Genomic DNA, 17,580 nt, shown 5'->3' on the forward strand with positions numbered 1-17,580 from the left:
CCCCGTGGCCACCATGCCACGTTGAAGAGCCTATCCCGACACGCTAGCGGCGCAACGGCCGGGGAGACCGTTTATACAAGGTTCACCGGATCTTTGGTCTAGACCACCTAACGCCACCGGTCTAGACCAATTTATATGCGCGCCGCGTGCTGTCACCGGGTTGCCGCGCACCCGGTGACGGCGGGCCTGGACAGTATGCTTCCGCCTATGACCGACTCATGGCGGGATCCCCAGGCGATCCTCGCCGGCCGTCCCCCGGGCCGGACGCCTGTCGGATTCATCGTCGGCATCGCGGTCACCGCGACCTGCGCGATCGTCGCGCTTGGCATCGACGCGACGCAGTCCTTCACCGCGGGCGAGGGCGCCACGCCGTTCGCCATCGCGCTGCCGCTCGCCCTGCTGCCCGTGCCGCTGCTCGTGGCGCTCGTGCTGTGGATGGACAGGCTCGAGCCGGAACCGCGTGCCAACCTGGCCTTCGCCTTCGGCTGGGGCGCCGGGATCGCCGCGCTGACCGCGCTGATCGTCAACACCGCCGACCTGGAGTACGTCACCATGCCCGCGCTCGGCGCGACGAACGGTGAGTACGTGGCGGCCACGTTCGGCGCGCCGGTCGTCGAGGAGACGCTGAAGGGCCTGGTCCTCATCGGCCTGCTGTGGCGCCGTCGCGCCGAGATCGACGGACCGACCGACGGCATCATCTACGCGGCCATGGTCGGCCTCGGCTTCGCGATGATCGAGAACGTCGGGTACTACATCAACGCGTTCGTCACACCGGAACGCGGCGGCATCGAGCTGCTCGGCTACACGTTCGTGCTGCGCGGCCTGGTCTCGCCGCTGCTGCACCCGATATTCACCTCGATGACCGGGCTCGGCGTCGCCTACGCGGCGAGCCGCAGGGGCGGCGCGCCGTGGGCGGTGGGGCTCGGCCTGCTCGCGGCGATGATCCTGCACGGCACCTGGAACGGCCTGTCGCTGTACGGCACGGCGGGCCTGGTGGCGGCCTACCTGATCATGTCTTGCGTGCTCGTCGCGCTGCTGGTGATCCTGGTCGCCGACAGGCGCCGGATGATCGGCCTGATCCGGCACTGCCTGCCTGGCTACGAGCGGACCGGGCTGATCACCGACGACGACATCGCGATGCTCGCCTCGCTGCGCGAGCGGCGCCTCGCCCGCGCCTGGGCGCGCGGCATCGGCGGCCTTGGCGCCTCCGCCGCGATGTCTGACTACCAGCTCGCCGCGACCGAACTCGCCCTGGCCCGCGCCAAGGCCGACCGCGGCGTGCTCGACTTCAACGCGTTCGCCGCCCGCGAGCACTCACTGCTGTCCCTGATGGCCGTCGCCAGGCGCGCCTTCGCCCAGCGGGTTCCCGGCCACGCGCCCGTCTCGCCCGCCCCCTGGGCGGCGTCCGCCACCGCCTTCACCCAGGACCAGCACTCCGCCTGAGGCGCGCCTTCCCGCCGTGCCGCCAGGTCACGAGCTGTCGGCGGACCTCGCAAGCTCGCGCAGCCGCGCGAGCGTGTCCCCCGGGCGGCCGGCCAGTACCCGCACCGCCGGAAGCAGCACGCCAATTTCCCTGGCTTCGCTCGCGGCGGCACTGACCGCGCTCGCGGTGGCCGACGACAACACGATGAGGGTCGCCCCGGTCTCCGCCGCGATGGCGATGACCTCGGCTGCGGGCAGATCGGCGGCCAGGTGGTGCACCTGCCAGTGGTCCTCGCGCAGGCAGGCCGCCGCCATCAAGGCCGGAAGCGCGTGCCGCTCGCCCGGTGGCGTCGCGGTCACCGCGACGCCCCGGGGGCGGCCCTGCGGCTGGTGCACCCTGGTGGCGATGAGCCGCTCGCAGATCGCGGTCGCTCGGTGCTCGGCGGCGATCGACACCTGTCCGGTGGCCCACCCCGCGCCGAGCCGGCGCAGCGCCGGGGCGATCACCTGATCGCACAGCACGCTCAGCGGCACCCCAGGGTCAAGGCGCGCCAGGTCATGCCTGGCCTGCGCCTCGTCCCCCGCCGCGAGGGCCGCGTATAGCCGGTCCGCCTGCGCCGCCCAGTTCCTGACCCGGACCTCGCGCGGCGGCTCGTCGCCCGCCGCCCGCAGTGCGGCGAGCTCGCGAACGTCGCTTTCGTCCACCTCGTAGCCGCGTGGCGTCTTGCGCGCGGGCAGCGTGCCCTGGCGCACCCAGCCGTAGGCGGTCTGGTAGTGCACGCCGAGCGTCTCGGCCGCATCACGTAGCTGCATGGCGTCCTTCCCAACTCCAGCTTTTAGTGTAGTTTAGTATTGATTAAATGTCGCGGACCGAAGGAGGCGGCACGGATATGGGACTCACGTACTCAAGTGTGGTGCTCGCGGAGCCCGCTGAGGTGTTCGCCTGGCACACCCGGCCGGGGGCCATCACGCGCCTGATGCCGCCATGGCAGCCGGCGCGCGTGGCGCGGGAGGCACCTTCGGTCCGCGATGGGCGGGCGGTGCTGATACTGCCAGGCGGCCTGCGCTGGGTGGCCGGCCACGACCCGGACGCCTACCAGGCCGGGCGCCAGTTCGCTGACGAGCTGCTGCCACCGCTCGGGACCGCGCTCCGCTGGCGGCACGCCCACCTGTTCGCGCCAGGAAGCGCCGGCGGCACCCTGATGACCGATGTCGTCTCCACGCCGGTTCCCGCGTGGGCGCTGCGGTCGATGTTCGGTTACCGGCACCGGCAGCTCGCGGCAGACCTGGCCGCGCACGCTCGGGCCGCCGCACTGTGCCCGCGGCCGCTGACGATCGCGCTGACCGGGTCGGGCGGTGTGGTCGGCACCGCGCTCGCCGCGCTGCTGACGACCGGAGGCCACCGGGTGATCCGGCTGGTCCGCCGGCCCGCCCGCGATGACGACGAGCGTGAGTGGCGGCCTGACGCTCCAAACCCGGGTCTGCTAGCCGGTGCGGACGCGGTAATCCACCTCGCGGGCGCCCCGATCGGCGGCCGCTTCACCCCGGAGCGCAAGAGCGAGATCTGGTCGAGCAGGATCGGCCCGACTCGTGCGCTCGCCGCGCTGGCGGCCAGGTCAACGGGAGGCATTGGCGCCTTCGTGACGGCGTCGGCGGCGGGGTTCTACGGCGCCGACCGCGGCGACGAGATCCTGACCGAGGACAGCGGCCGAGGCGAGGGGTTCCTGGCCGACGTAGCCGCCGCCTGGGAGGACGCGGCGACCCCCGCCGCGGCGGCGGGAATCAGATCCGTCCAGGTGCGCACCGGCATCGTGCAGACCCCGCGCGGCGGCATGCTGCGGCTGCTCCGCCCGCTGTTCGCCGCGGGGCTCGGCGGCCCGATCGGCGACGGCACAGGGTGGCTTCCCTGGATCGAGATCGACGACCTGCTGGACATCTACCTACGCGCGGTCACTGATCCCGCCATGGCCGGACCGGTGAACGCGGTGGCACCTGCGCAGGCACGGAACGCCGACTACGCGCGCACCCTGGGCCACGTGCTCGGCAGGCCGGCGCTGGTCCCGGTCCCCGCCACCGGGCCGCGGCTGATGCTCGGCGCCGAGGGAGCCAGGGAACTGGCGACGGCGAGCCAGCGCGTCCAGCCGGCGGTGCTGGCCGCTGCAGGCCACCCGTTCCGGTACCCGGGCCTTGAGGGTGCGCTGCGGCACGTCCTCGGCCGCGACCGCGACGGCGAGGTACCTCGCCGTCCGCCAGCCAGCGTGCCGGGCAACCGTCACGCCCGACTCAAGCAGCACCAATCTGAAGACCGGCGGCCATCGAATGAAGGCGCGTGGCTACCACGAGGAAGACGGGCGGGAGATCACATGACAGCTGGGGATGAGCGGTGGAAAGGGTGACCGGACGCAGGATCGCCGTCATCGGGGGCGGCATCAGCGGGCTCACGGCAGGCTACATCCTGTCGCGCACCGACGAGGTGACCCTTTTCGAGGCCGCCGTCCGGCTCGGCGGGCACGCCGACACGCATCTGGCCGCGCTGTCCGGCGGCCGGCGGGTACCCGTGGACACTGGGTTCATCGTTTACAACGAGCGGACGTACCCGCTGCTGACCCGGCTGTTCGCCGAGCTCGACGTGGCGACGCAGGCCGCGGAGATGAGCATGTCGGTCAGCTGCTCCGCCTGTGGCGTGCAGTACGCGGGCAAACGCGGCCTGGCCGGGGTCGGCGCGGGCCTGCCCGGGGGCGGCCAGCGGTACCTGCGGATGCTCGCCGACGTTCCGAGGTTCCACCGGGCTGGCCGCCGGCTGCTGGCGGCGGGTGCGGCTGGGCAAGTGCCGGCCGACGGCCCTTCGCTCGGCGATTTCCTGCGCGAAGGCGGCTTCTCTGCGTACTTCACGGAGCACTTCGCTGCGCCGCTCGTCGCGGCGGTGTGGTCGTGCCCGCAGGGCCTGGCCCTGGCATATCCGGCCGGGTACCTGTTCGCCTTCCTCGCCAACCACGGCATGCTGTCGGTCTCGGGGTCGCCGCAGTGGCGGACGGTGACCGGCGGGTCCCGGCGCTACGTCGAGCGGATCGCGGCCACGCTTGCGCGGGTGCGGCTGTCGTCCCCGGTGCTTTCGGTCCGCCGCCACCCCGACGGGGTCACGGTGCGGGACGCCTCAGGCGCCGAGCTCGACTTCGACGCGGTGGTCATCGCCACCCACCCCGATCAGGCGCTGCGGCTACTCGACCCGCCCACCGAGGCGGAACGGTCGGTGCTCGGCGCGTTCCGCTACACGCCCAACCAGGCGGTACTGCACACGGACGCCCGGCTGCTGCCGGCGCGTGCGGCGGTCCGCGCAGCCTGGAACTACACCCTCAGCTGCGATGACGGGCAAGCCTCGGTACCAGCCCGGGTCAGCTATTACCTGAATCGGCTGCAGGGCCTGCCGCCGGACCAGGACTATATCGTCACGCTTGGCGGCAGCCGGGACGTCGACCCGTCGCGCGTCATTGCCGTGATGGACTATGACCATCCGGCCTACACCGCCGAGTCGGTCGCCGCGCAGGCTCGGCTACCTGGCCTGAACACCTCGGTCACGGCGTTCGCTGGCGCCTACCACGGCTGGGGTTTCCACGAGGACGGCTGCCGGGCAGGCGCGGCCGCCGCGCTAGCCCTGGGCGGTGTCTGGTGACCAGCGCCGCCACTCCGTCCCTCGTCGGCCGTCGCCGCGGTGGCGGGCGCGCAGGCCGGGACCGGCCGCTTGCCGAGGGCGCGGTGCTCTACGAATGCCGGATCGTCCACGCCAGGCCCACGCCGCTGCGCAACGTGTTCAGCTACCGCACGTATGAGTGGCTCGTTGACATCGACAAGCTGCCGCGGCCCGGCGGCTGGCGGTCACTGCTCGCCGGATTCGGCGCTCCTGATCACCTCGGCGACCCGGGGCGCAGCATCCGGGAGAACGTCGACGAGTTCCTGCGCACCCGCGGCGTCGACCTGGATGGCGGCCAGGTGCTGATGCTCGCCCACGCCCGGGTGCTCGGCTACGTATTCAACCCGCTGTCCGTGTACTGGTGTCATCGGGCGGACGGCACGCTTGACTGCGTGATCGCGGAGGTGCACAACACCTACGGGCAGCTTCACGCCTACCTGCTGCACACCGACGGCCAGGGCCGCGCACGGGCCGGCAAGGAGCTCTACGTCTCCCCGTACCACCCGGTCGACGGCTGGTATCAGATGAGCCTGCCGCGGCCGGCGCAGCGGCTGGCGCTCAGCATCACCCTGCACCGGCCGAACGGGTACCTGTTCGCCGCCAGCGTGCGCGGCGCCGCCGTGCCGGCCACCCGGCTAGCACTGTTGCGAGCCACCGTGCGGCATCCCTGCTCCACCGTGATGGTGTCGGCGCGGATCAGGTGGCAGGGGATCAAGTTGTACGCGCGCGGGCTGCGGCCGGTGCCGCGACCTGCGCGCCATCCGCAAGAGGGAGTCCAGTGATAACCAGCATCAAGCAAGACGCCGACTGGGTCATCGACCCAGTCCGGTGGCCAGATGTCGCCGTGGCGCGCGGTTCCGCGATGCGCGGGCAGATCGCCCGCGCGCTGTTCTGCGCGGCGGCGGCCCGGCTTCCCATCCGCGTCCGGCTGTCCGGCAGCGGCCAGCTCGGCGCGGGGCCCGCCTCCGCGCCGCTCATGACGGTCCACGATCCCGGTGCCTTCTTCACTCGCCTCGGCGCGGGCGGCCTCATCGGATTCGGTGAGTCGTACCTGGCAGGCGAGTGGGACTGCGAGGACCTGACCGGCCTGCTGACCGTCTTCGCCTCGCACGTCGGCAATCTCGTGCCGTCACCGCTTGCGCGGCTGCGCCGCCTGGCGATGCGCGGGCAGCCGGCCGCGGACGAGCAGACCAGGAAGGGCGCGCGCCGCAACATCGGCCGCCACTACGACCTGTCTAACGAGTTCTTCGCCCTTTTCCTCGACGAGACGATGACGTATTCCTCGGCCCTGTTCGAGACCACTGCCGACGGGTCGCCAGTCGGCCGGATGCTCGGGCAGGCACAGCGCCGCAAGATCGGCCGGCTGCTCGACCAGGCGCGGGTGGTACCGGGCTGCCGGCTGCTTGAGATCGGCACCGGATGGGGCGGGCTGGCGATCCAGGCGGCACAGCGCGGTGCCGTGGTCCGCACGGTCACGATTTCCGAGCGGCAGCACGAGCACACGGCGCGGCTGGTGGCCGAGGCAGGGCTGTCCGGGCAGGTCAGCGTGGAGCTGCGCGATTACAGGGACGTGGAAGGCGAGTACGACGTCATCTGCTCGGTGGAGATGATCGAGGCGGTCGGCGAGCGTTACTGGGATACTTACTTCGCCCAGCTCGATCACCTGCTCGCACCGGGCGGCCGGGTCGCGCTGCAGGCGATCACGATGCCGCACGACGCGATGATGGCAAGCAGGGGCAGCTACACCTGGATTCAGAAGTACATCTTCCCAGGCGGCCTGATTCCCTCGGTCACTGCGATCGAGAACAGCCTGCGCCGCAGCACCCGGCTGCGGGTCGTACAGCGGCATGACTTCGGCGCCCACTACGCGCAGACGCTGCGGATCTGGCGGGATCGCTTCATCGCCCGCAGGGACGAGGTCGCCGCGCTCGACTTCGACGAGGTTTTCGCTCGCATGTGGCTGTTCTACCTGTGCTACGCCGAGGCCGGCTTCCGCGCCGGCTACCTGGACGTCAGCCAGCTCACCCTGGAGCGGCCATGAGCACGCGTGGCGCGACCAGGAAGCCCGGCGCCGCGACGACGATCGCCTGGGCGGCCGCCCAGGCCGGCGTGGACCTCCCGGTAAGGGTGCGTGCCTGGGACGAGAGCGAGGCCGGGCCGGCCGGCGCGCCCACCGTGGTGCTGCGCTCACCGCTCGCGTTGCGCCGCGCGCTATGGCGGCCAGGAGAGCTCGGGCTCGCGCGCGCCTACGTCAGCGGCGACCTCGATGTCGAAGGTGACCTCACTGACGGGCTCCGCCGAGCCTTGCGCGCGGCCGGGGCAGCGCGGTCCGGCCGTGCGGCCCGGGGAAGGTGGTCGGGCTGGAGCCCCGGCCGGTGGGCCGATGCCGCGGCGGCGGCGGCGCTCGCGGCAAGCCGACTCGGCGTACTCGGCCTCCCGCCCTCGCCGCCTGACTCCGAAATCAGACACTCGGGCCGCCCGCACAGCCAGGCAAGGGACCGGGCCGTGATCGCCGGTCATTACGACCTGCCCGTCTCGTTCTTCCAGCTGATTCTCGATCCCTCCATGGCCTACTCATCCGGGTACTGGACGAGCGACGACCCCAGCTACGGCCTCGCCGACGCCCAGCGCGACAAGCTAGACCTGATCTGCGGCAAGCTCAGGCTCGGCCCGGATGCCTCCCTGCTCGACATGGGCTGCGGCTGGGGGTCCCTCACCGTCCACGCCGCGTCGCGCCGGGCCCAGGTCACCGCGGTCACCCTCTCCGCCGAGCAGGGCGGGCATACCCGAGAGCGGCTGCTCGGGCTCGGCCTCGCCGACCGGGCCCGGGTGCTGATCCAGGACTACCGGGAAACCGCGGGCGGGCCGTACGACGCGATCGCGTCCGTTGAGATGGGCGAGCACGTGGGCGCCGACGGCTACCCCGCCTTCTGCGCGGCGCTGCACGGCCTGCTGCGCCCAGGCGGCCGGCTGCTCATCCAGCAGATGTCGCGAGGCAGGCGCGCCCCCGGCGGCGGCGCCTTCATCGAGTCGTACGTCGCCGCCGACATGCACATGCGGCCGGTTGGGGAGACGATCGGGCTGCTTGAGGATTCTGGGCTCGAGGTGCTCGGCGTCCAGGCGCTGCGGCCGCATTACGTGCGGACCATCAGGGCATGGCTTTACAACCTGGAACGGAATCTCCCCGCCGTCGAGGCCATCATCGGGCAGGAGCGCGCCCGGCTGTGGCGGCTCTACTTGGCGGGCGGTGCGCTGGCCTTCGAAGAGGGCCGGATGGGCGTCGACCAGATACTCGCGGCCAGGCGCGAATGACGGCGGGCTCGTTCGGCCTCACGGCCCTGATCACCGCCGGAGCGCTGCTCGTGCTGGTGGCGGTCACGTTCACTGTCGGCGCCAGGACCGGCAGGCACAGCGTGATGGACGTGTCCTGGGGCGCCGGTATCGCGGTGGCGGGCGCGGCCGGTTTCCTCGCCTCGGCCGGTCACGGTGATCCGGTCCGCCGCTTGCTGCTATTCGGCGCGGCGGTCATCTGGGGAATCCGGCTCGCGGTGCACGTGGCCGTGCGGGCGCGGGGCGCCGGGGAGGACCCACGATACCGAGAGCTGCTTGACCGCGCGCCAGGCAACCGGAACTCCTACGCGCTGCGCGTGGTCTACCTGCCGCAGCTGCTCAGCCTGTACCTGGCGTGCCTGCCGCTGCCCGCTGGCATGGTCCAGCGCGGCCCGGCCGGCGCGGTCACCGCGATCGGCAGCGTGCTCTGGCTCGTCGGGTTCTGTTTCGAGACGGTCGGCGACTGGCAGCTCGCGCGCTTCAGGGCGGATCCAGCCCACCGGGGGAAGATCATGGACCGCGGCCTGTGGCGGTACACCAGGCATCCGAACTACTTCGGCGACGCCTGCATGTGGTGGGGACTGTTCCTCATCAGCTACGCCGCCCCCATCCAGCTGCTGACCGTGATCTCACCGCTGCTGATGACCTTCGTGCTGACCCGGGGCACCGGCCAGCGGCTCACCGACAATCGGATGGCGCGATCCCGCCCGGACTACGCTGACTACGCCGCACGGACGAGCGGATTCATCCCGCTGCCCCGGCGCAGGTCGCGGGCATCACGCTGACAGCGACGCAGGCGCGGACCAGGCGCGGGCAGTGATGGAGACCGCGATCGTGCTCTTCACCCGCGACCTGGCGATCCGGCACCGCATGCCGACCTCGGCTGAACCTCGCTGGCCGTAAGACAACTATTTCTACCTGTTCTATAGGGTTCATCGGATCGTCGGCTGGGTATGCCTTTCCGCGCGGGGTGTCAGACAATCCGGGTAGACCGGCCGTGCCCATGGAGTGCGCATGACGACGCGACGGAGCTCGACTCAGGCCGCGCCGGCCGTGGCAAGCGGCGAGGGATGGCTTGGCACGTGGAGCTGCGCGCACGTGGTTCCAGCGCCGACCGGGCGGTCGCGGTCCGGGTTCCGCGACCAGACGATTAGGAACATCATCCATGCGGCCGTTGGCGGCAGCGCCGTCAGGATCCGGCTGTCGAATGTGTTCGGCGAGCGGCCGCTGCGGTTGGGCGGCGCGCATGTCGCGGTCCGCCTTGCCGGGGCGGCGACCGTCCCGGGCACGACGCGCGCCGTCACCTTCGGCGGCGACCAAGCCGTGACCATCCCCGTCGGCGAGCGCGTGTGGAGCGATCCGGTGACGCTGTCCGTTGACGACGGCGCCGACCTGGCGGTCTCCCTCTATTTCGCGGCCCCAACCGGCCCGGCGACCTGGCATCCCGCCGCGCTCAGCACCAGCTACCGTTCGGCCGCGGGCGACCACGGCGCCGACCAGGGCCGCGGGTCCTTCGGGCAGCAGAGCACGTCATGGTTTTTCCTCGACGGCGTCGACGTGCGCAACGCGACCGTGCGCGGCGCGGTGGTGGCATTCGGCCCGTCGACCACGGACGGCGTCGCCTCCACCCTGGACGCCAACGGGCGCTACCCGGACCTGCTCGCCCGCCGGCTGCGCCAGCTGCCGCCAGGCGAGCGCATGTCCGTGCTCAACGCGGGCATCGCCGGCAATAAGCTGCTCGCCGACGCGGGGACGTCGGGGCAGAGCGCGCTCGACCGGTTTCTCAGGGACGCAGCCGGGCAGTCGGGAGTACGCGCCGTCATCCTCTGGGAAGGCACGAACGACGTGGCCACCAGGCCTGACCTGCCGCTCGGCGAGGTCACCGGCGCCTACCAGCGGCTGATCGGCCTGGCGCACTCCCGCGGCCTGCGGATCGTCGGCGCGACCCTGCAGCCGCACGAGGGCGCCTGGTACTACAGCCACGCGGGCAACCGGCTGCGCGAGGCGGTCAACGACTGGATCAGGTGGAGCGGCGCGTTCGACGGCGTCGCCGACTTCGACCAGGTGCTGCGCGACCCCCGGCACCCGCGGCGGCTGCTGCCCGGCTACGACAGCGGCGACCACCTCCATCCCAACGACGACGGCTACCTCGCCATCGCCGCGTCGGTCGACCTCGCCGCGCTCACCGGGGCCGGGGGAGAAGAACGGGTGGCTTCAGGCCCCGCTGCGTAGGATGCGGCATAAGGCCGCGTGACCGGGCGCGGCGGTGCAGGGCGGAGGCGCGATGGAGCACGAGATCACCACGCCGGACGGGCGGACCCTCGCGGTCCAGGACCTCGGCGATCCGGCGGGCAAGCCGCTGCTGCTGCACATGGGAACGCCGAACTCGCGGCACCTGTACCCGCCGATCGTCGCCGACGCGGCCGCGCGGGGGCTGCGGCTGGTCTGCTGGGACCGGCCGGGCTACGGCGGCTCGACGCCGCAGCCAGAACGGACGATCGCCGACGTCGCGGCCGACGTGCGGACGATCTGCGCGGCGCTCGGTTTCGAGCGGATCGGGACCTGGGGCATCTCCGGCGGCGGCCCGCACGTGCTGGCGTGTGCGGCGCTGCTGCCTGACCTGGTCGCGGCCGCGGCATCGCTCGCCTCACCCGCGCCCTACCCGGCCGACGGCATCGGCGACTACTTCGCGGGGATGGGCGAGGACAACGTCGAGGACGTGCAGCTGATCATCTCCGACGAGGCGGCCGCCGTGGAAAAGCACAAGCGGGAGTGGGCGGAGATGCGGGAGGTGACCGGCAGCGACATCGCCGCGGCGATGGCGTCGCTGCTCACCCCGGTGGACGCCGCCGTGCTCACCGGGGACCTGGCCGAGTACCTCGCCTTCACGATGCGCGACGGCCTCGCGCCGGGTCCCGAGGGCTACTGGGCCGACAGCCTGGCGATGGTCAGGCCGTGGGGGTTCGAGCTGTCGGACATCGCCGTGCCCGTGCTGCTGCTGCACGGCCAGCACGACCAGTTCGTGCCGCAGTCGCACGGCGCCTGGCTCGCCGGGCAGATCCCCGGCGTGGACGCGCGGCTGCTTGACGATGACGGCCACCTGACCCTGCTGCAGAAGCACGTCGGCGACGTGCACGCCTGGCTGGCCGCGCACCTGTAGCGCGCGCCTCTCAGACTGCGGTGACCCTGCGCAGCGCGTCCTTGGTGAGGTCGGCGAGGGCGGGATACCCGTCCACGGCCATGATCAGGTCGGCCTCGGCGAGCAGGGTGCGCAGCACATGCTCGATGCCCCTGGCGCCACCGAGTGCGAGCCCGTAGGCGTAGGGGCGGCCGATGCCGACGGCGGTCGCGCCGAGTGCGAGCGCCTTGATGATGTCCGCACCGGAACGGACGCCCGAGTCGAACAGCACCGGGCGTCCCGCCGCGGCCTCGACGACGCCGGGCAGGCAGTCGAGGGCGGGCAGGCCGCCGTTGGCCTGGCGGCCGCCGTGGTTGGAGACGTAGACGGCGTCGGCGCCCGCGGCGATCGCGCGGCGCGCGTCATCGGGATGGCAGATTCCCTTGAGTATCAGCGGCAGCCGCGTCAGCGAGCGCAGCCAGGGTAGGTCGTCCCAGGTCAGCGGATTGCCGAACACGCCAGCCCAGTGCGCGACGGCGGCCATCGGGTTCTCTTCTGGCGTCTGGGCGAGCCGGGAGCGGAACACCGGGTCCGAGGTGTAGTTCGCCAGGCACATGCCGCGCAGCTGCGGGAAGTTGCTGGTGGCCAGGTCGCGGGGCCGCCAGCCGGTGATCCAGGTGTCCAGGGTGACCACGATGGCCGTGAAGCCCGCCCGCTCCGCGCGGTGCACCAGGCTCTCGGCGAGTTCGCGGTCGGTCGGCGTGTACAGCTGGAAGAAACCAGGGGTCTCGCCGAGCCGGGGCGCGACCTCCTCCATCGGGTCGGCGGACAGCGTGGAGGCGACCATCGGCACGCGCATCCTGGCCGCGGCCTCGGCGGTGGCCAGGTCACCGTGCCCGTCCTGGGCGCACAGGCCGATGACGCCGATCGGTGCGAGGAACACCGGCGACGGCAGCCGCAGGCCGAACAGGTCCACCGACAGGTCCCTGCGGGACGCGCCGACCAGCATCCGCGGCATCAGGCCCCACTGGCGGAACGCGGCCACGTTGGCGCGCTGGGTATGCTCGTCGCCCGCACCGCCCGCCACGTAGGACAGCACCGAGGGCGGCAGCGCCTGCGCGGCGCGCGACTCGAGCTCGGCGAAGGACACCGGCAGGGTGGGCACGGTCCCGCCAAGCCCGGCCAGGTAGATCTCGAGCTGGAAGTCGCCGTACGGCGCGGCGGGCTGCGCGGCAGGCTCGTTCATCCGGGATTCCTCATGCGCGCGATCGTAGCGCCCTACCCCGGCTCGCCATCGCCGGGCGCGGGCGCGCGCCAGGCCGCCACGCGGCGAAGCATTTCGTGGAGGGAGTCGAGTTCCTCGGCGCTCAGCGCGGCGAAGCCGGGCGGCGCCTGCCTGTCGATCTGGATCACCCGGATGACGGCCTCGGTGCCGGCCGGAGTGAGACTGACCAGCTTCCGTCGCCGGTCCTCCGGGTCGGGCTGCCGTTCTACCAGGCCGCGTTCCTCGAGGCTGTCCACGATGAGGGTGGCATACGGCGCGTCCACACCAATGGCCTCGGCAAGGCCGCTCAGCGACAGCGGCCCCTCGGACAGCCACATCAGCGACTTGACCCGGCCGCTACCGCGGCCAAGGTCAAGTGCGTGGCGGATCAGCTCTTTGCGCGGATGGCTCGCGACGAGGTTGCGCATGGCGGCCCAGACGCGTTCGGCCTTGTCGTCGTCACCGGTCGATTGCCGCGTCACGGTCGCGTTCCTTTCTGCCCCGGGCGGTGCCGGTGACCCTGCCCCGGGCGGTGCCGCTGGCCCGGCCCCGGGCGGTACCGGTGACCTTGCCCCGGCCGGTATCGGTGACCCCGCCCCGATCGGTGCCGATGGGCCTGTCCCCGGCTGGGCCGGCTGGCTCGTCATCGGACAGCATGGCACGGACCCGGTCCGCCGTGGCAAGCGCGCGCCGGCCCGTGGACACGTAGCCGAGCGCGGCGACCGCGAGCCCGCAGGCGGCGAACAGCGCCCATGCCGCGTGGCTGGCGGACGCGAGCCCGGAGCCGGACGCCCCGGCGATGATCGAGCCCGCCGCCGCCACGCCGAGCGCCGATCCCGTCTGCCTGCTCGAGGAGGCGACTGAGGCGGCCACCCCGGCCTGGCTGTTGGGCATGCCGGAGATTGCGGTGTTGGAGATCGGCGCGTTAACAAGGCCGAACGCGACGCCGAACAGCACATAGCAGCCAAGCAGGTAGCCGGTCGACGTGCCGCTGCCGAGCCGGAGCAGCAACACGGCGGCCAGCGTCATCAGCAGCCCGGCCGCGACGAGCGGCAGCCGCGGGCCCCTGCTGCCGACCAGGCGGCCGGAGACCGGGGCGAACACGATGATCATCACGGCCATGGGGAGCGTCAGCAGCCCGGCATGCAGCGCGCTGTAGCCGCGGCCGTCCTGGAGGTAGAGGGTGTTCAGGAACAGGAATCCGGCCAGCACGCCGAGGGAGAGCAGGGCCATCAGGCTGGCGCCGCTGAACGGCACGCTGCGGAAGAACCGCACCTCAAGCAGCGGCTGCCTGCGCCGGGACTCAACGAGGACGAGCGCGACCGCGGCGGCGACCGCGGTCGCGAACATCGCCACGATCACCGGCGAGTCCCAGCCATCCCCGGGTCCCTGGATGACGCCGTAGGTCAGCGTGCCGAGCAAGACGATGACAAGCAGCTGGCCCCAGGGGTCGAAGCGGCGCGCCGTGGCCGCCCTAGACTCGGGGACGAACAGCTGCGTCAAAATGATGGCGGCGATGCCGATGGGGATGTTGATCCAGAAGATCGCCCGCCAGGACAGGCTGGTGACGAGCAACCCGCCGAGCACGGGGCCGAGCGCCAGGCTGATGCCGAAGACCGCACCCCACACGCCAAGCGCCCTGGCCCGCGCCCGCCGCTCGGTGAATGTGTTGCTCACGATCGACAGCGCGACCGGGTTGAGCATCGAACCGCCGAGGGCCTGCACGCAGCGGAAGATGACGAGCGCCGTCACGCTTGGCGCCAGGCTGCACAGCAGGGAGCCGAGGGTGAACAGGGTCAGGCCGACCTGGAACACGCGTCGGCGACCGAAGCGGTCGGCCGTCGACCCCGCGGCCATCAGGAAGCTGCCGATCACCAGGGTGTACGCGTCAACGGACCACTGCAGGCCGCTCACCGAGGCGCCAAGCTCGCGCCTGATGGCGGGCAGCGCCACGTTGACGATCGTGACGTCGGTACCAACGATCAGCAGGCTCATGCAGCAGATGCACAGGATCAGCCACTGCCGCCGATTAGTTGTAGACATATATTCATTGTATCCCTACAAGCAAATCGCCTCGCGCCGCCCCGGTGGCGTCCAAAGGGTCAGGAGAAGGCGGCAGCCAGGCTGATGCCGGACATGGCGAGCATGATGACGGCGGCGATGCGGGTGATCCAGGTCAGCGGGACGACCTTCAGCAGGCCGCGGCCACCGACGATCGCGATGCCCGCAACCGCCCAGAGCGCAAGGGCGGAGCCGATGCCGACGGACAGCGGGTCGTGGTAGCGGGCGGCGAGACTGGCGATGGCGATCTGGGTGAGGTCGCCGAACTCGGCGACGAGGATGACCGCGAAGCCCGTCCATGCGACCCGCCAGAACGAGGGCTTGCCGTACAGTTCGACGTGCTCGTCGCCGCCTTCCTCGTGACGGCCGCGCAGCAGCAGGATCGCGCCAATGGCGAACGCTGCGGCGACCACGAACTCGACCGGACGGTGGGGCAGCAGTGCAAGCAGGCTGCCGGCCGCGATGGCCAGCCCGACGTGCACCGCGAACGCGGCCGCGACTCCGGTGAACACCCAGGTGGGCCGGTAACGACTGCCAAGGATCAGGCTTGCGAGTGCGGTCTTGTCTGGCAGCTCTGCCGTGAAGATGACGGCAAAGACGGTTGCGGCGATCGCCAGGCTCATCCGGACGGGCTCCTCATTCGGTCGTAACGCACCGTGCGAACCCCCGGGAGAAAAGCAGAAGGGGCACCCGGCGCGCGCATGCGGCATCGGCCTGAAGGTCTCGCTCAAGCCGCATGGGCTCCCGGGCGCCGGGCCCTGGTTAAAGGGCCAGCATGTCGACGGTCCGGCTGAAGAGCTACTCCCCTTCGCTTCGTCAAGGGTAACCGGTTCTCAGGATGAGAAATTCCCAGGTCCGGGATTGACGCCGGCCTCGAGCTGGTCCAACTGGGCCAGGTCGTGCACGTCCTGGGGGCGGTGCTCGTACCCGAGGTTGTGGAAGAGGCGCTGCTGCCGGGCCGACAGGCACCCGACGACGCGGCCGCCGATCAGCCCGCGGACGAGAACGCCGCGCGGATACTCGAAGAACCCGCCGTCCATGTCGTGCTGCCTGCCGTTGCCCGCTGAGTCGAAGGCGACCGGATGGACGTCAACCCAGCGGTCGCCCGGCGCCCGCAGTTCCACCCGGCTCGGCAGCCAGTCGGTCTCCGTGACGTAGCCGAGCAGGCCGAGCGCCGCGAGGCCGCGGTCGAGGTCTTCCGCGTCTACGTTCAGATCGAGATCGCGGTGCGCACGGGTCTGGCGGCCGGCCAGCGCGGCCACACCCCAGCCACCGCCCACCCAGTGCCGCACGCCGGCCGCGTCGAGCGCGTCGAGCACCTGGATCACGTCGCCGGCTTCCACGCCACCACGGTAGCGGCGTGGTACCGCCGGATCGCAACCTATTAACCGGCGAGCACGGTCGGTCCTACTTACGCCCGATGCCGCCCCAAAGCGTCGTTGGCCTCTCGGCCTCCTCGGCGGTTTCCGGCCGCCATTCGCTGACCCGCACCACGCCGGGTTCGAGCAGGGTCGTGTGCTCGAAGAACAGGGACACCTGGCCGCGCGGCCGTGCCACGTGCGTATCGCCCGGCAGGTGATCGTTGAGGTTCTTCTCGAAGGCCGCGATCTCGTCGGGGAACAGATCGCTGCCCGCGTGCGAGACCACCAGGAAGCTGTCGGCGGGCACGGCGGCGAGCAGCCGGGCGACGATGTCGCGCGCCTCACCCAGGTCCGGGATGTAGTGCAGGATCGCGATGAGCATGATCGCGACCGGCTGGCCGAAGTCCAGAACGCCCGCCGCCTGCTCAAGGATCTTGCGGGTGTCGCGCAGGTCCGCGTCGAGGTAGGCCGTGGCGCCCTGCGGGGTGCTCGTCAACAGCGCCCGCGCGTGGGCGAGCACGAGCGGGTCGTTGTCCACATAGACGATGCGGCTGTCCGGCGCGGCGGCCTGGGCGACCTCGTGCGTGTTGTTTGCGGTCGGCAGCCCGGTGCCGATGTCGAGGAACTGCCGGATGCCCTCGGTCTCGGCCAGGTAGCGCACGGCCCTGGCGAGGAACGCCCGGTTCGCCCTGGCGGACTGCTGGATGCCGGGATAGACGCCGATCGTGGCCTCGCCCGCTGCCCGGTCGGCCGCGAAATGGTCCTTGCCGCCAAGCCAGTAGTTGTAGACCCGCGCGATGTGCGCCACGCTGATATCAAGACGGCTGTCGGGACCCAGGTCCCAGGAAGCCGTCTCGGGCACGGGCCCGTCTGCAGCCGCCAACGTCGCATTCCTCGCTATTCGAATGTTGCCCCTGCGACAGCAATGTAGCGCACGAAGGCATCGGCTGCTGTCACGGAAACGCCCGCGGTCGCGGCGAAGGCCGCCTACCGCTCGAAGCTGCCGGTCAGGCGCCCGCGGGCGAGCACCGGGGCGCGCACCGCGTCGAGCATCGCGCGCGGATTGGCGCGCGCGGCCTGCGCTTCGTCGGTCACGGCGGGCGTGCCGAGCGCGAACAGACAGTGGCGGAGACACCTCACGTCCGCCTGCCCGCTTGGCCGCGTACTCCACGGGAATCGGCGTGCCGTCCGCGAACGCCTCGCTCGACAGGCCGAGCGTCTGCCGGCCGTCAAGCCCGGGGAGATTCCACGCCAGGTCGGCCTCTCCGGCCCGCCGGTTCTTCAGCATCGTGCCGAGAATGCTCATGCCGGAATCATTTCGGATTCCGGCTTGCCG

17 protein-coding genes are annotated in these 17,580 nt (G+C 71.6%); 9 read left to right on the forward strand and 8 right to left on the reverse strand.

What is annotated here, in order from left to right; all coding sequences use genetic code 11:
- The first annotated feature begins 207 nt into the window (after positions 1-207).
- Positions 208-1,443 carry a PrsW family intramembrane metalloprotease gene (locus tag EAS64_RS09185; protein ID WP_145852523.1) on the forward strand — a complete coding sequence of 412 codons (1,236 nt, stop codon included), beginning with the start codon at positions 208-210 and terminating at the stop codon, positions 1,441-1,443.
- A gap of 27 nt (positions 1,444-1,470) precedes the next feature.
- On the opposite strand, the gene EAS64_RS09190 is transcribed toward EAS64_RS09185, so the two are convergent.
- The gene (locus tag EAS64_RS09190; RefSeq protein WP_145852524.1) at positions 1,471-2,235 is read right to left on the reverse strand and encodes a B12-binding domain-containing protein; all 765 of its coding nucleotides are present in this window, start codon (positions 2,233-2,235) and stop codon (positions 1,471-1,473) included.
- Between the two features lie 77 nt (positions 2,236-2,312).
- Here EAS64_RS09190 and EAS64_RS09195 point away from each other — a divergent pair, with 77 nt between their 5' ends.
- From EAS64_RS09195 to EAS64_RS09230, 8 genes are all read left to right on the forward strand, one after another.
- Positions 2,313-3,818 (forward strand): TIGR01777 family oxidoreductase, encoded by a 1,506-nt coding sequence (locus EAS64_RS09195; RefSeq protein WP_145852525.1) that lies wholly within the window; start codon positions 2,313-2,315, stop codon positions 3,816-3,818.
- Positions 3,806-5,092: an NAD(P)/FAD-dependent oxidoreductase gene (locus EAS64_RS09200; protein WP_145852526.1), complete on the forward strand. Its 1,287-nt coding sequence runs from the start codon at positions 3,806-3,808 to the stop codon at positions 5,090-5,092. Before EAS64_RS09195 ends, EAS64_RS09200 begins: the two co-directional genes overlap by 13 nt.
- A complete protein-coding gene (locus tag EAS64_RS09205) occupies positions 5,089-5,892 on the forward strand; it encodes a DUF1365 domain-containing protein (protein WP_246115601.1) in 804 nt (267 codons plus the stop codon). The genes EAS64_RS09200 and EAS64_RS09205 overlap by 4 nt, the downstream gene beginning before the upstream one ends.
- Positions 5,889-7,151: an SAM-dependent methyltransferase gene (locus EAS64_RS09210; protein ID WP_246115602.1), complete on the forward strand. Its 1,263-nt coding sequence runs from the start codon at positions 5,889-5,891 to the stop codon at positions 7,149-7,151. Before EAS64_RS09205 ends, EAS64_RS09210 begins: the two co-directional genes overlap by 4 nt.
- Entirely contained in the window at positions 7,148-8,422 is a 1,275-nt protein-coding gene (locus tag EAS64_RS09215) for an SAM-dependent methyltransferase (protein ID WP_145852527.1), read from the forward strand. Before EAS64_RS09210 ends, EAS64_RS09215 begins: the two co-directional genes overlap by 4 nt.
- Entirely contained in the window at positions 8,419-9,225 is an 807-nt protein-coding gene (locus EAS64_RS09220; RefSeq protein ID WP_145852528.1) for a DUF1295 domain-containing protein, read from the forward strand. The genes EAS64_RS09215 and EAS64_RS09220 overlap by 4 nt, the downstream gene beginning before the upstream one ends.
- Before the next feature lie 229 nt (positions 9,226-9,454).
- A complete protein-coding gene (locus tag EAS64_RS09225; protein ID WP_145852529.1) occupies positions 9,455-10,672 on the forward strand; it encodes an SGNH/GDSL hydrolase family protein in 1,218 nt (405 codons plus the stop codon).
- A 52-nt stretch (positions 10,673-10,724) separates the two neighbouring features.
- Entirely contained in the window at positions 10,725-11,600 is an 876-nt protein-coding gene (locus tag EAS64_RS09230) for an alpha/beta fold hydrolase (protein WP_145852530.1), read from the forward strand.
- A 10-nt stretch (positions 11,601-11,610) separates the two neighbouring features.
- On the opposite strand, the gene EAS64_RS09235 is transcribed toward EAS64_RS09230, so the two are convergent.
- The 7 genes from EAS64_RS09235 to EAS64_RS45705 all read right to left on the reverse strand — a co-directional run bounded on the left by EAS64_RS09235 (position 11,611) and on the right by EAS64_RS45705 (position 17,384).
- A complete protein-coding gene (locus EAS64_RS09235) occupies positions 11,611-12,804 on the reverse strand; it encodes a lactate 2-monooxygenase (RefSeq protein WP_145852531.1) in 1,194 nt (397 codons plus the stop codon).
- 32 nt (positions 12,805-12,836) lie between these two features.
- Positions 12,837-13,304 carry a MarR family winged helix-turn-helix transcriptional regulator gene (locus EAS64_RS09240; protein ID WP_222849156.1) on the reverse strand — a complete coding sequence of 156 codons (468 nt, stop codon included), beginning with the start codon at positions 13,302-13,304 and terminating at the stop codon, positions 12,837-12,839.
- Positions 13,282-14,865 carry an MFS transporter gene (locus tag EAS64_RS09245; RefSeq protein WP_145852532.1) on the reverse strand — a complete coding sequence of 528 codons (1,584 nt, stop codon included), beginning with the start codon at positions 14,863-14,865 and terminating at the stop codon, positions 13,282-13,284. The genes EAS64_RS09240 and EAS64_RS09245 overlap by 23 nt, the downstream gene beginning before the upstream one ends.
- Before the next feature lie 59 nt (positions 14,866-14,924).
- A complete protein-coding gene (locus tag EAS64_RS09250; protein ID WP_145852533.1) occupies positions 14,925-15,506 on the reverse strand; it encodes a TMEM165/GDT1 family protein in 582 nt (193 codons plus the stop codon).
- 210 nt (positions 15,507-15,716) lie between these two features.
- Complete coding sequence (locus tag EAS64_RS09255; RefSeq protein WP_145852534.1) at positions 15,717-16,226, reverse strand: nucleotidyltransferase domain-containing protein; 510 nt, start codon at positions 16,224-16,226, stop codon at positions 15,717-15,719.
- Between the two features lie 64 nt (positions 16,227-16,290).
- Positions 16,291-17,127, reverse strand: a complete 837-nt coding sequence (locus EAS64_RS44610; protein ID WP_246115603.1) for an SAM-dependent methyltransferase — start codon at positions 17,125-17,127, stop codon at positions 16,291-16,293.
- A gap of 104 nt (positions 17,128-17,231) precedes the next feature.
- Complete coding sequence (locus EAS64_RS45705; RefSeq protein ID WP_246115604.1) at positions 17,232-17,384, reverse strand: hypothetical protein; 153 nt, start codon at positions 17,382-17,384, stop codon at positions 17,232-17,234.
- Positions 17,385-17,580 lie beyond the last annotated feature (196 nt).

This window comes from Trebonia kvetii, from assembly GCF_007827045.1.
In the GTDB taxonomy this organism is placed as follows: Bacteria; Actinomycetota; Actinomycetes; order Streptosporangiales; family Streptosporangiaceae; genus Trebonia; species Trebonia kvetii.